Below are 13,707 nucleotides of genomic sequence, written 5' to 3' on the forward strand. Positions count from 1 at the left end.
CGCCCAGGGGAAGATTTCAGCACCACCCAACCCGTCCAGTCACCCGAAGGAGCACCGGCATGAGCCGCCGACCGTCACCCGAGGGCGCCGACAACGCCAGCGACCCCTTCGCGGCGACACCTGCCGAGGCGGTCATCGGCGTCGCGCCGGGCAGCAGGCACCTGGGTCGGGCACGGCGCTTCCGCGGACTCAAGCTGACAGCCATCCTGATGGCTTCGGCGATCGTGGCCGTCGTCGCCTTCGTGGGCGTGCAGGTGCTCCGGCTCCAGTCCAATGTCGATACCATGCCGCTCAACCTCGGCGAGAACCAGGGCACAGCACTTCCGGTGGATTCAAGCACCGATCCGCTCCAGATCCTCATCCTCGGATCCGATACCCGTACGGGCAATTCCGGCGAGTTCTTCGGTAGTGAGGAGGATTCGTCCGGTGAGGGCAACTCGGACGTCATGATGCTCGCAACGCTCTCGGCCGACCGGCAGAACGTCACGGTCGTCTCCTTCCCGCGCGACCTGCTCGTACCCGTGCCGGGCTGCGTGAACCCCGAGTCCGGAAACGTCTCGGCCGCCGTGGACCTCGGACAGTTGAACGAAGCACTGAACGAGGGCGGGCCGGGCTGCACCGTGGCCGCCATCAACAACCTCACGGGCCTGTCCATCGACCACTTCATGATGGCCGGGTTCAATGCCGTCAGCGAGTTGTCCTCGGCTGTCGGCGGGGTCGACGTCTGCGTCGAGGAACCCGTCGATGATGAGTTTTCCGGTCTCAAGCTGCCGGCCGGAACCAGTGAGGTCGAGGGGGACCAGGCCCTGGCGTTCCTGCGGACCCGCCACAGTTTCGGCGACGGCGGCGATATCGGGCGTATCGCGGCGCAGCAGTCCTTCATGGCATCCCTGGCCCGCAAAGTGCGTGCGGAGGGGACCCTGACGAACCTGCCGAAGCTCTACTCGATCGCCGACGTGATCACGCGCAACCTGACGGTCGATGATGCCCTGTCGCAGCCCACGGAGATCCTCAAGATCGCCGACCGGCTGAAGAACGTCGACCTCGGCAACATGGCCTTCGTGACCGTACCGACCGAGCCGTGGGTCGAGGACCCCAACCGCCTGGTGCTCGACGAGGAAGCCGCCGCCCCCCTGTTCGATGCTCTTCGGGAGGACCGCGGGATCACCGAACAGTCTCCCGATGCCGCGACCCCGGCACCGGAAGTATCACCGTCCGCACCGGAAACGACGGACGCTCCCGCCGTCGATCCCGCAACGGTGCCGGTGCTCGTCGTCAACGCGACGACGAACACCGAGCGGTCCACGGAGGTGCGGCAGCTCCTGCTCGACGCCGGCTACACCCAGACGGACACCTTCGCGTCTGCACCCGCGGAAGCGACGCTGGTCGTCTTCGGTGCGGGCTATGACGGGGCCGCGGCAGATCTCGCGGCACGTTTCGGTGTCCCCGACACCCGGGTCGTGTTCGACGAGACGGTCGTCGGGGTGCAGCTGCAGGTCGGCGCCGACCTGGCCACCGGCAGCGCGGTGGTCGTGCCGCCGCTTGGGGACGAGCTCGAGGGACAGACCGCCGACCAGATCACCTGCCAGGCGTCGTCCGGACTCTAGGCGGACACCCTACCGATCGCGGTCGACCAGCCGGTCGACCGCAAGCCCTGCCACCCGTGCCGCCTGATGAAGCGCGGCACGGGTGCCGACGGGGGTGGAGCTACCAGATCCTGACGCGCTCTTCGGGGTCGAGCCACAGACGATCCTGGTCGCTGACGCCGAAGGCCTCGTGGAACTCGTCGAGGTTCCGGATCACCTGGTTGCACCGGAACTCGTTGGGGGAGTGCGGATCGACGGTCAGGCGTCGCTTTGCCTCCTCCGGGCGGATCTTCTGCTGCCAGCACGTGGCCCAGGACAGGAAGAACCGCTGGGTGCCCGTCAGTCCACCGATCACGGGAGCCTCCTCGCCCCCGAGGCTGAGAAGGTACGCCCGGTAGCTGATGCCGAGCCCCCCGAGGTCGCCGATGTTCTCGCCGAGGGTCAGTTCGCCGTTCACCGGCTGCCCCGGCACTTCCGACGGTTCGAGAGCGGCGTACTGGGCGACGAGGCGGCCCGTGAGCTCGTCGAACTCCTCCCTGTCGGCCTCGCTCCACCAGTTCGCAAGCATCCCGGTGCCATCGAACTGCGAGCCCTTGTCATCGAAGCCGTGGCCTATCTCATGGCCGATGACGGCTCCGATGGCGCCGTAATTGACGGCGTCATCGGCGTCGATATCGAAGAAGGGCGGTTGCAGGATCGCGGCGGGGAACACGATCTCGTTCATCGTCGGCATGTAGTAGGCGTTGACGGTCTGCGGAGTCATCAGCCAGGCACCACGATCGACGGGGCCTCCCAGCTTGCCGAGCTGCCGGCTGTGTTCGAACTCGGAAGCGCGGAGGACGTTGCCGTACAGATCCGAGGGCTGCACGTCGAGCAGACCGTAGTCGATCCACTCCTCCGGGTACCCGATCTTCGTGGTGAACTGCGACAACTTCTGCAGTGCCCTGACCCGGGTCTCGTCGGTCATCCAGGTGAGAGCCCTGATGCTCGCCTCGTAGGCCGAGATGAGGTTTCCGACGAGGGTCAGCATCGCGGCCTTGTGCGTCGCCGGAAAGTGCCGTTCGACGTACCGCTGGCCGATCGCCTCGCCCATCGCTCCCTCGACCAGCGCCACCCCGCGCTTCCAGCGGTCCTTCAGCTGGGGAGTTCCGGCGAGATGGGTGCCGTAGAACGCGAAGGTGGCCTGGACGAAGCGGTCGTCGAGGTAATCCGAGGCATGAAGCAGTACGCGGCTGACGAGCCACTCCCGCCAGCTGCCCAGTTCCTCTTCGCGAAGCGCGGCATCGAGTCCGCGGACGAAGTCCGGCTGGTTGACCACGAGTTCTCCGGCCTGGTCCGGAGCGTCGGTCACGATCGCGAGCCACGGAACGAGGTGGGTCGAGAGCCCGGCCACGTCGTCGTGCCTCACCAGGTTGTAGGTCTTCTGGGGATCCCTGCGCTCCACCGAGCCCATCGAGGATGCGGCGAGGCGCGTCTCGAGGGCCATGACGCGCGCGGCCGCCCCTGGCGCGTCATCGGTACCGGCTAGCTGGAAGAGCTGCTCGAGCAGGTCCTGATACTTCTCGCGGGTCTCCGCGAACCCGTCCTCCCGGTAGTAGGACTCGTCCGGCAGGCCGAGGCCCGACTGGTAGAGGTGCAGGAGGTAGCGTGCCGGGTTGCCGGCGTCGTTGCTGACGTAGGGGGCAAGGAAGCCCTGGATCCCCGAGCGCGACAGCCCGGCGCTGAGGTCCACCAGGTCCCCGACCGACGCGACTGCGGCGATGCGCTCGAGCAGCGGCATGATCGGGGAGATTCCCTCGGACGCGATGCGGTCGGTGTCCATGAAGTCCGCGTAGAGCGTGCCCAGTTTTGCGTCGATCGCGTCCGCCGTATCGTCACCGGACCGCGATGCAGCGTCCTCGATGATGGCGCGGACAGCGAGTTCGGAGGCGTCACGCAGAGCGGTGAAGGAACCTGCCAGCGGGCGGTCATCGGGAATGACGGCGTCCTTCAGCCAGACGCCGTTGGCGTGCCGGAAAAGATCGTCCTGGGGACGGACCGTTCCGTCGAGATTGGCTGGATCGAGAGTGCTGATCGTCATAATCGCTTCCTGATTCTCCATGGTGCGGCGCAGGACGGCACCCGTCCGGGCGCCCCGAAACCCATCCTATGTGCCGTGCTATGGTGAAAAGGTGCGCGCACACAAGACTCTTCTTCGGTGCCGCGGCGAGGCCATCTAGGACTTTCAGAGCTACTGGCCACCCCTCGCCGCGGAGTCCGCGATGCCCGGCCGCCAGCACACTCAGTTCCCACAGACAAGGCCGATTTCCATGGACAACGCTCAGAAGACCTCGGGTATGCCGTTCGGCAAGTACGTTCCCTTCCAGGACCAGATCACGGTCGAGCTCCCTGATCGCACCTGGCCGGACCGCGTGATCACGAAGGCACCGCGCTGGTGCGCGGTCGACCTCCGCGACGGGAACCAGGCCCTGATCGACCCGATGAACCCCGAACGCAAGCACAAGATGTTCGATCTCCTCGTGCGCATGGGCTACAAGGAGATCGAGGTCGGATTCCCGTCGGCCTCGCAGACCGATTTCGATTTCGTCCGCCAGCTCATCGAGGGTGATCGCATCCCCGACGACGTCACCATCCAGGTGCTGACCCAGTCACGGGAGCACCTCATCGAGCGGACCTACGCGTCCCTCGAGGGGGCGGACCGGGCGATCGTGCACCTCTACAATTCGACGTCCGTCCTGCAGCGCCGGGTGGTCTTCAACCAGGACCGCGACGGCATCATCGACATCGCCGTGCAGGGTGCCCGCATGTGCCGCAAGTTCGAGGAGAACATGGGCGACACGCTGATCACCTACGAGTACTCACCGGAATCCTTCACGGGTACGGAACTCGATTTCGCGGCACGGATCAGCAACGAGGTGTCCGCCGTCTTCGAGGCTTCCGCGGACCGGCAGATGATCCTGAACCTGCCCGCCACGGTCGAGATGGCGACACCGAACATCTACGCCGACTCGATCGAGTGGATGAGCCGAAACCTCGCGGATCGGGACAGCATCATCCTGTCGCTGCACCCGCACAATGACCGGGGTACGGGCGTGGCCGCAGCGGAGCTGGGGTACCTGGCGGGCGCAGACCGCATCGAGGGGTGCCTCTTCGGCAACGGCGAGCGGACCGGAAACGTCGACCTGGTGACGCTCGGCATGAACCTCTTCAGTCAGGGAATCGATCCGCAGATCGACTTCTCCGACATGGACTCCATCCGGCGCACGGCGGAGTACTGCAACCAGCTCAGCGTCCCCGAGCGTTCGCCCTACGGCGGGGACCTCGTGTTCACGGCATTCTCCGGGTCGCACCAGGACGCCATCAAGAAGGGGTTCGAGAGCATGGAGCGCGACGCCGCCGAGGCGGGCGTCGGCGTCGACGATCTGCCCTGGGCCGTCCCGTACCTGCCGATCGACCCCAAGGACATCGGACGTTCCTACGAGGCCGTCATCCGCGTGAACTCCCAGTCCGGCAAGGGAGGCGTGGCCTACCTGCTCAAGCACGAGCACAGCCTCGACCTGCCGCGCCGGGCGCAGATCGAATTCTCCGGCGTCATACAGCGCCGCACCGAGACGCAGGGCGGCGAGGTCAGCGGCGCCCAGTTGTGGTCCGTCTTCCAGGACGAGTACCTGCCGACGCGCGCCGACGGCGGATCGGAGGCCTGGGGCCACTACGAGCTGACCTCGGTCAACACGGACACGGCCGAGGACGGCTCGTTCAAGCTCGTCGCGACGCTCCTCGTCGACGGCGTGCAGCAGCGGAAAAGTTCCCAGGGCAATGGTCCCATCGACGCCCTGTTGACCATCCTCAGCGAGGACGGCGTGGACGTCCGTGTCCTCGACTACACCGAGCACGCCCTGTCCTCGGGTGGCAACGCGCGCGCCGCGGCATATGTGGAATGTGCGGTGGGGGAGCGCGTGCTGTGGGGTGTCGGCATCGACGCGAATACGACCATGGCGGCCCTCAAAGCCGTTGTCTCGGCTGTCAACCGGGCCATCCGCGACGCCGCCTGATCGGATCGGTTCTCACCTGGCGGTCCTCGGCGGTAGCCCGGGCGTCACCCGTCCTCCTGCCGTCCCCGCGCCGATCGGCTGCCGCGGGGGTGGCAGGTGGGAGAATATTGGAGTGCCCTCCTCGATAGCATCCCGTACCTACCGCACCATCGGTGTGGTGCTGCGTACGTACAAGCTCGGTGAGGCGGACCGCATCATCGTCCTGCTGACACGGGACCAGGGCCAGGTGCGCGCGGTGGCCAAGGGTGTTCGCCGAACCAGCAGCAAGTTCGGCTCACGGCTCGAGCCCTTCATGTCGGTGGACCTGCAACTCGCCCACGGCCGCAGCCTCGATGTCATCACGCAGGCCGAGACCAAGGGCGCCTACGGGCACGGTATCGCCTCCGATTACGGCTGCTACACGGCCGCCACGGCGATCGCCGAGACGGCCGAACGGCTGACCGACATCGGCGAGGCCGGAGGAGCGCAGTACGCCCTCGTTGCGGGGGCCTTCTCGGCCCTCAGCCGCAATCTGCATCCCTCCGAACTGATCCTCGACTCCTACCTGCTGAGGGCGCTGGCGACGGCGGGATGGGCACCCAGCTTTACCAACTGCGCACGGTGCGAAGCACCCGGCCCCCACTCAGCCTTCTCGGCGCCGCTCGGAGGAGCAGTATGCCCGACGTGCCGGCCGCCGGGATCCGCTTCGCCATCGACCGCCGCCATGGAATTGCTCGGGGCGCTCCTCACCGGTGACTGGACCATCGCCGATGCCTCGGATGCCGGAGCCCGCCGCGAAGCCGCCGGACTCGTCGGCGCCTACGTTCAGTGGCACCTCGAACGCGGGGTCCCCTCCCTCAAATATGTGGAGCGTGTATGAGGAACTCCTCGCGTCCCGTGGCGCCCTGGCCGCACCCCAGCGGGGAGCAGGTTCCGTCCATCCCGCGTCAGTTCGTGCCGGAGCACGTGGCAATTGTCATGGACGGCAACGGCCGATGGGCCAACGAGCGCGGATTGCCCCGCACCGAAGGCCATAAGGCCGGTGAAGCGGCCTTGCTCGACGTCATGGCCGGCGCGATCGAGATCGGCGTCAAGCATGTATCGGTCTACGCGTTCAGCACCGAGAACTGGAAGCGCTCACCCGATGAGGTGCGCTTCCTGATGGGCTTCAACAAGGACGTGTTGCGACGACAGCGGGACCAGCTCGACCAGTGGGGTGTCCGTATCCGGTGGTCCGGGCGCCGTCCGAAGCTGTGGCAATCGGTCATCCGCGAGCTGGAGGAAGCTGAGCGGCACACCGTGCACAACACGACGTGCACCCTGACCATGTGCGTGAATTACGGTGGACGCGCGGAGATCGCCGACGCAGCGAGGGCGATCGCCGAGGATGTAGCTGCAGGGACGCTGAAGGCTTCCTCGGTCAGCGAGAAGACCATCCAGCGATACCTCGACGAACCAGACCTCCCCGACGTCGACCTGTTCCTCCGGACATCGGGCGAGCAGCGGCTGTCCAACTTCATGCTGTGGCAGTCCGCCTACGCCGAGATGGTGTTCATGAACACGCTGTGGCCCGATGTCGATCGGCGGACTCTGTGGCGGGCCATCGAGGAGTATGCCGCACGCGATCGCCGATTCGGGGGAGCGGTGGACCAGGCTGCGGCCGGCAGGGAATCGTCCTCCTGAGCGGCTTGTCCGGCAGGTGCACTTCGACGTCCTTCTGCTCGATGACAAGCTCAAACTTCCAGTTCAAAGAAACAGTGGGCATCCTTCCGTGGCAGCAAGAACGAGCACACCGATCGGGACGCGCTGGGACGTGCGGACTCGCCCATGGCCGTCTCGACGTACACCTACGAATTTCTGCCGTCGGCCGAGAAGGACGCCCCCAGGTGCTGATGACTGCCAACGGCGTTCAACCACGTAGGAAGACCAACCACTCTGCCTGAACCCTGAGCAGCCCATTCATGTTCTAAAAGGTGCATCAGATTCTTCGGGTATGAGGTTTATGAGGGTCGGAGGCGTGCCCGGACGGCACCGCGCCATGGCCGATGATTCCCGCAGTGCGGTACTGCCGGGGTGCTGAGCCGGGGCGGCACACCAGTGCGATACACCCTCACCGATCAAAGGGCATCCTGGCTCGACCCGGACGCGTATGTGTAACCGAGGGAGTTTGGCCACCCTCCACAACTACGCTTGTCGACCCTGTCGCCTGCACTTCCATGCGGGACCGCAGTGCTGTCGTCGATGGGTCGTTACGGTTGACGGCGGGGCAACGACGCCGAAAAGGATCACAGCCTCGGTAAAGTGGTCGTCACACCCTGATCAGTCAGAGGAACCCCGTGCTCATCATGCAAGGAAAAGAACTGCAACAGAGGGCCTCCGAACGGGTGCGTGAGCTCCCGGGTGCCGAACTTACGCACCCCTTCGGTGCCGACTGGGACGTCTACAAGGTGCGTGGAAAAGTATTCATGCTCCACACCGAGGTCACCGGTGAACCCATCGTCATCCTCAAAGCGACCCCAGGCGACGCGCACCTACTCCGCGAGGCCTACGACGACATCACACCCGGCTACCACATGAACAAGAAGCACTGGATCACCCTCCATCCCAACGGCCGGATAGAAGCCACGCTCGTCGAAGACCTCGTGACCGAGTCATACCTCCTCGTCCTCGAAAAATTGCCCAAGAACCAACAGCCCGTAGACCCGACCACCTTCGGTCAGCCCTCGGGCACCTGATTGCATCGAGAGGGACACTCTCACGCGCCTGCGGTAAGCGGTGTGCCGGTGGAGGATCTGCTTGCCGGCCCTTGAGTGCAATAGCCTGCTATCGGGTCGATGCCGCCACGCCCATACGCAGCAGCAGCTTATGTCGGTCAGCGGCTGGTCGCCGAATAGTGGTCATCTATTGGCCTGCGGGGGAGTGGTGAACAGTGCCGGGCGGGAATCCGTTCTTCGAATAAATTGATGTGTCCCGTATCCGCATACGAACAAGACGGAGTGTTTCCACTGGTTAGTTCGCCCATACGTGAATCATCATTACCCCGTTGGGCTGCAGCTGATACTGTGACGCTGGTTCGCAGGTGCGCGGTCCCTCGGCAAGAACAACAATGGCGGTGGGGCTAGGACACCTGTGACATGACCGAGGCCGAATTGCCTGGGACCAGTCCGGCAACGCTTGCAATTTGATTCATGTGCTCGGACTTGATGATGCGTATGACCCTGGTCGGGCTGGGCAAGGATAGTGCTGCGCAGGCGGCTTCAAGCAGGGCGGCGGCGCTCGGGTCCACGTGCTTGGCCCGAGAGATATCGACCGTTACCTCGGGGTGACCTGGTAGGGCGTATGCACGCCTGATCACCGGTACAAGAGCCCGGTAGTTGGTTGATGTGAAGCATCCCGTGACATGAATGCCAGCAGATCTGTCCTCGAGGTCGATCTTGATGAGAGCTCGAAGTTTGTAATTCATAAGCGTGCCCCGCGGCTAGAGTTTTCTGGCGGCCGCCCTGCAGGACCAAAAAAATTATATGGTCCCTCGATAGTTCAGTGGGAAAAGATTTTTGCCCGGGGTTCTACCTTGCAACGAGACGGTCTCTGCCCTCTTCAACGGGGCAGCGTCATGTCCGACCCTTCATGAACAACACCGACGCTCACCTGCACGCTCAGTACGACGGGCTCACCCGCTTTGATCAACCAGGGCAAGACCTTGGATGATCCGGCCCTGGCGCAGTGCTGTATCTGCCGGGCCGCCACGAAACGTGCCGAAGGCAGGCCTTGCCCGAGGGCTGTTGGTACCGGGCCCGCACCGCCAATGTCGGTCGTCACTACTGCCCGCAGGACGCCCACCGCGGACTCGAGTACACGCCTCACGGATCACGCTTCATGAGTCGACGCCGTATCACTGGAAGAGCAGCAGCCGGGTGCCTCCTTTCGTCGTACATCGGCCTGTTTGCAATGATCTCGTCCGAGTCATCCCGAGCCGGCCTTCACCCTTGCGCCGCGAACCTTGGCTGCAGAAAGACCGTCCTTTGCGCAGTCAACTATGAGATCGCGGTCGGAGTCCGCGATCGCGGAGAGCATGTGGAAGAACTAGCGCCCGCCGGGGCTGTCGTGGCGATGCCCTGGTGAGCGCCTCGGGCCGACTCTCTACTTCGGAAGTCCGTCGACGAATTCCTCGAGGTTCCGAGCCGAGCGGCCCAACCGGTCGAGCATCGTCACGACGAGAATGTCCCGGCGCGCAGACCTGAGACGCCACTTCGTCTCATTTACGGACGCCAGCATTCCACAGTAGCTATTTCACTGGTGTTAATCCAAGGAGTAATTAGTTCACTCATTGTTAACCCACAATTCCACATTGTGATGTTTACGAGTATTCGGCCTTCCCTGGTCAAGTACCGCAGCCGCGTATTTCAGCTGTGAATTCAGGTAAGCGTTACTCGGGCCGGTGTCTTTCGTTGCTCATATTCTCTGATTTGGGATCTCGATCGGATGCTGTCAACTGCACATCGATCGAGGTGCGATCCGCTCGAACTTGAGGCTTCTGTTTGCTGCACCGACAGGGATCCTCATTTGTCCGGAGTTCTGAAGTGAATCTCCCGGTGACGTCCGGATCGAATTCCCGCAATCCCCTCGTCGCTAAGTGCTCGAGGTTACAACTTCCTAGCGGCTTATATGCGCCTGGATGGCTTTCCTGGAAGCCGTACAAACCGATCAAGTTTCTTTCGCCCGCACTCTCACGGGTAGTGCGTCCCCTAACGGAGGTCTCATGCTGGTGGTTCGAAGACTGTTATCGATGATGCCAGTAAGGCGCTTCTTGCTGTCATGGCCGCCTTACGGTAGGCCACGAGCTTCCTTGGGCGGTGGCTGGACGTGAAGCCGCTGGCAGGTCGGCGTCCATCCGCTTTCGTTGCTCTCATCTGCGCCCTTATCGCCAGTTTCTTCGTGGTCATCCCTGCTGCGGATTCACCGGCTCGCGCTGCAGCGGGCGACAACCTGATCGTCAATCCTTCTCTGGAGCAAGGCACCAACGATCCTTCCTGCTTCTCACGATCAGGTTGGGGAACAGAAGCTGCTTGGGCGTTCCAGCCCGGACGCGCCGGTGGCCGCTCCGTTTCGTTGAGCATCCAGGGTTATCAGGCAGGGGACCGGAAGCTCCTCCAGGCCGAGAACGCCCAATGCGCCCCGAAGGTAACCGCCGGCCTCACTTACGACATGCAGGTTTGGTACAAGTCGTCAGCGCCAGTGTCGCTCACGATGTTCCGGCACACCGCGCAGGGCTGGAGCTACTGGGGCAACGTTGAGCAAGTCCCTGCCGCGACCGGGTGGACTCTAGCCCAGGCCCCTACTCCGGTTATCCCGGAGGGAACGGACCAGGTCATCTTCGGGCTTTCACTAAGCGCCAATGGATCACTGACCACGGACGATTATTCTTTCCGGCAGGTAATCGATCCGCCACCAGTTACTGACGAGCTCATCGTGAATGGAAGTCTGGCCGGAGGTGCCAACATCCCAGCATGTCATCAGGTAGCTGGATGGGGACAGCGTCAGGCAAGCTCCCTCGTTTCTACCGATGTTCCGGCGAATTCTCCGGCTGGTGCCAGGTCTTTCCAGTTCACGATAAGCGGACACGTGTCGGGAGACGCGAAATTGCTGCAGTCCGAAGGCGCTGGTTGTGCCCCAACGGTGGCAGCGGGCCAACAGTACGACCTTTCAGTGGACTACAGAACCACCGCGACGGGGCTGACGGGTTTCAGCGTCTTCACCCACACCATCAACGGGTGGCAGTACTGGACCGACCTCAAGGCGCTGCCCGCTGTCGCCAACTGGACCACCGCTACGGCCCGCACACCCCTGATTCCAGCCGGTGTGGACCGAATATCCTTCGGTCTATCGATCGGCGGCAACGGAACCCTGAACACCACGAATTACTCGATGAAGAAACCTCGGGCTGAAGTCGTCCCGCCGGCGGGAGGAGCGGAGCTGGAGGGCTCCTGGGATGTCCTCACAACGCAGCTGCCGATCCGTGCGATCCACTCAACGCTGCTGACCGATGGGCGGCTGCTGCTCATCGCCGGTTCGGGTAACGACGGAGCAAAATTCGCTGCCGGCCAGTTCCGTGCGGTCATCTGGACGCCGGAAGGCAACGCATTCAAGAAGATCCCGGTTCCCTACGACATGTTCTGCGCCGGGCATGTCACTTTGCCAGACGGCAAGGTTCTCCTGGCCGGCGGTACCGAAGCATTCCCCGCCGAGGATCAGGGCCCGAATACTTTCAAAGGTTCAGATAGAAGCTACTACTTCGACCCGGCCGATGACACCTTCCACCAACTGGCAGACATGACCGGAGCACACTGGTACCCCTCACTGACCAAGCTCGGAAACGGTGATATCTGGTTAGCCGGCGGACTTAACGAGAACGCCGAGGGAACCGTCCTTACCGAAATGTTCTCGAGCAAGACCAAGAGCTGGTTGCCGCAGAATCAAGTGCCGCAAACCTATAGCTTCTGGGGCACCTATCCGCACATGTTCCTCCTGGATGACGGAAAGATGTTCTACACCGGAGCTCACACCTTCGGAAACGGTCTACCCGGAACCGGTGCAAGCCTTTATGACTGGGAGACCGCCAAAATCTGGGACATACCGGGCTTGCGGCAGAAGGACATGCGCGACCAGGCCGGCTCGGTTTTCGTCGGCCCCGCCCAGGACCAGAAACTGATGATCGTCGGCGGCGGCAATACCGATGGGAATACGCCGGCGATCAACCTCGTCGACATCATCGACCTCAACCAGCCCGTTCCCGCCTACGTCCCAGGACCTGACCTACCCGGCGCCGGCAAAGCCTATGTAAATCTAGTCAACCTCCCCGACCGGACAGTCCTGGCGGCGAACGGTGCGAAACAAAACCGTGCGGAGAACGTGCAGTCAGCGGCCATCTACAAACCGGGCACCAACAGCTGGCAGTCCGTCGCTGCCGATCCGGTGGGGCGGAACTATCACTCCTCGTCGATCCTCCTACCCAACGGCAAGGTCGCGGTTCTGGGGTCCAACCCGGCCGATAACTTTTTTGACCTGCGAATCTCCGTCTACAGCCCGCCGTACCTCTTCAAGGGGACACGGCCCACTGTGACCAGTGCCCCCGCCCAGGGGACGTACGGGCAAAACATCGCGCTCGGTGTCACCGGCACTGTCACCTCGGCCTCACTCATCGCGCCAATGTCAGCCACTCACCAGACCGACACCAACGCACGCCTGGTCGATCTTCCTCTGACGGGAAGTGGAAACGCGCGCACGGCGCGAATACCCGTCAACCCGAACCTTCTTCCACCGGGGCCGTACATGCTCTCGGTCCTTGACACCAATGGCGTCCCGAGCATCGCAAAGTGGGTATGGATCTCATGAAACGAACACGCACCGCTAAGACATCACCAGATCTAACAGGGGACCGCGAGAAGAAACGGTGGATCCCGTTGCTCTCTCTTGCAGGGGCAGCCACAGCGGTAGCGATCCCTGGGGCAGGGATCTCCGCGGTACAGACCATCGATGCTCCCGCAGCGGCAGGCAGCGCCGCCATGGCACCGCAGGCAGGAAATCCTGGCAAGACCCCTTCCGGTCAGGCGCTGGCTAAGGACAAGCGAAACCCGGCGGTCATCCTCGGGGGTCAGCCTGAAAAGTCCCTCGCTGACGCAGGAGCAGAGGCGACTGATGGTAGAGCCAGCAACGGTAAGGAAACAGGGAACCGGCCCGATCGTGCGTCAGGGCTCACCGAGCGCGGGCCGGTCGACCCGCAGCAGGTGCTGACGGACGTGTCCGACGGTTTGGGTGGCTGCCTGATCGAGTACGGCGCTGATGGCCAATGCCTCCCCGGGGTTCCACCCAGCATGAGCGCACACCTCAAGCACATGAAGGAAGCCGGCCAGGATCCGGCAACGATGCCGCACTCCTGGTCCTGCAGGGAGGCTCGCACCTACTTCGCCGAGGGCCTTCCGCTCCGCCAAGCAGGGGTCGACCCGCAACGCCTGGATACCAACGGCGACGGAACAGCCTGCGGCATCAACGACTAACCGCTACTCCTGCCCACTGCGCGTCCCAATCTTCTC

Annotated in this window: 8 protein-coding genes; 7 read left to right on the plus strand and 1 reads right to left on the minus strand. The window is 63.6% G+C overall.

The genetic code is table 11. The annotated features are described in order from the left end of the window. Positions 1-59 precede the first annotated feature (59 nt). Positions 60-1,607, plus strand: coding sequence for an LCP family protein (locus RCH21_RS03225; RefSeq protein WP_326963154.1), 1,548 nt, complete (start codon positions 60-62; stop codon positions 1,605-1,607). A 100-nt stretch (positions 1,608-1,707) separates the two neighbouring features. Here the strand turns inward: RCH21_RS03225 and RCH21_RS03230 are convergent, their stop codons facing one another. Next, on the minus strand, positions 1,708-3,666 hold the full coding sequence (locus tag RCH21_RS03230) for a M13 family metallopeptidase (protein ID WP_326963155.1): 1,959 nt from the start codon (positions 3,664-3,666) through the stop codon (positions 1,708-1,710). A 229-nt stretch (positions 3,667-3,895) separates the two neighbouring features. Between RCH21_RS03230 and leuA the strand changes: the two genes are divergently transcribed. The 6 genes from leuA (at position 3,896) to RCH21_RS03260 (ending at position 13,671) form a co-directional block, all read left to right on the plus strand. Further along, positions 3,896-5,638 (plus strand): 2-isopropylmalate synthase, encoded by a 1,743-nt coding sequence (gene leuA, locus RCH21_RS03235; protein WP_326963156.1) that lies wholly within the window; start codon positions 3,896-3,898, stop codon positions 5,636-5,638. A 112-nt stretch (positions 5,639-5,750) separates the two neighbouring features. After that, positions 5,751-6,497 carry a DNA repair protein RecO gene (gene recO, locus RCH21_RS03240; RefSeq protein WP_182976891.1) on the plus strand — a complete coding sequence of 249 codons (747 nt, stop codon included), beginning with the start codon at positions 5,751-5,753 and terminating at the stop codon, positions 6,495-6,497. Next, entirely contained in the window at positions 6,494-7,300 is an 807-nt protein-coding gene (locus RCH21_RS03245; RefSeq protein WP_326963157.1) for an isoprenyl transferase, read from the plus strand. The genes recO and RCH21_RS03245 overlap by 4 nt, the downstream gene beginning before the upstream one ends. A gap of 662 nt (positions 7,301-7,962) precedes the next feature. Beyond that, on the plus strand, positions 7,963-8,352 hold the full coding sequence (locus RCH21_RS03250; RefSeq protein WP_120148031.1) for an MmcQ/YjbR family DNA-binding protein: 390 nt from the start codon (positions 7,963-7,965) through the stop codon (positions 8,350-8,352). Between the two features lie 2,128 nt (positions 8,353-10,480). Further along, a complete protein-coding gene (locus RCH21_RS03255; RefSeq protein WP_326963158.1) occupies positions 10,481-13,009 on the plus strand; it encodes a galactose oxidase early set domain-containing protein in 2,529 nt (842 codons plus the stop codon). Continuing rightward, on the plus strand, positions 13,006-13,671 hold the full coding sequence (locus RCH21_RS03260; RefSeq protein WP_326963159.1) for a hypothetical protein: 666 nt from the start codon (positions 13,006-13,008) through the stop codon (positions 13,669-13,671). Before RCH21_RS03255 ends, RCH21_RS03260 begins: the two co-directional genes overlap by 4 nt. The last annotated feature ends 36 nt before the right edge of the window (positions 13,672-13,707 follow it).

Source organism: Arthrobacter sp. PL16 (genome assembly GCF_035985055.1).
GTDB lineage: Bacteria > Actinomycetota > Actinomycetes > Actinomycetales > Micrococcaceae > Arthrobacter_D > Arthrobacter_D cheniae.

Excerpts from the sequence above, each read along its gene's own strand:
- RCH21_RS03245 (WP_326963157.1), top strand. The coding sequence starts at position 6,494 with ATGAGGAACTCCTCGCGTCCCGTGGCGCCCTGGCCGCACCCCAGCGGG.
- RCH21_RS03225 (WP_326963154.1), top strand. The coding sequence starts at position 60 with ATGAGCCGCCGACCGTCACCCGAGGGCGCCGACAACGCCAGCGACCCC.
- RCH21_RS03250 (WP_120148031.1), top strand. The coding sequence starts at position 7,963 with ATGCAAGGAAAAGAACTGCAACAGAGGGCCTCCGAACGGGTGCGTGAG.
- RCH21_RS03230 (WP_326963155.1), bottom strand. The coding sequence starts at position 3,666 with ATGACGATCAGCACTCTCGATCCAGCCAATCTCGACGGAACGGTCCGT.
- RCH21_RS03260 (WP_326963159.1), top strand. The coding sequence starts at position 13,006 with ATGAAACGAACACGCACCGCTAAGACATCACCAGATCTAACAGGGGAC.
- leuA (WP_326963156.1), top strand. The coding sequence starts at position 3,896 with ATGGACAACGCTCAGAAGACCTCGGGTATGCCGTTCGGCAAGTACGTT.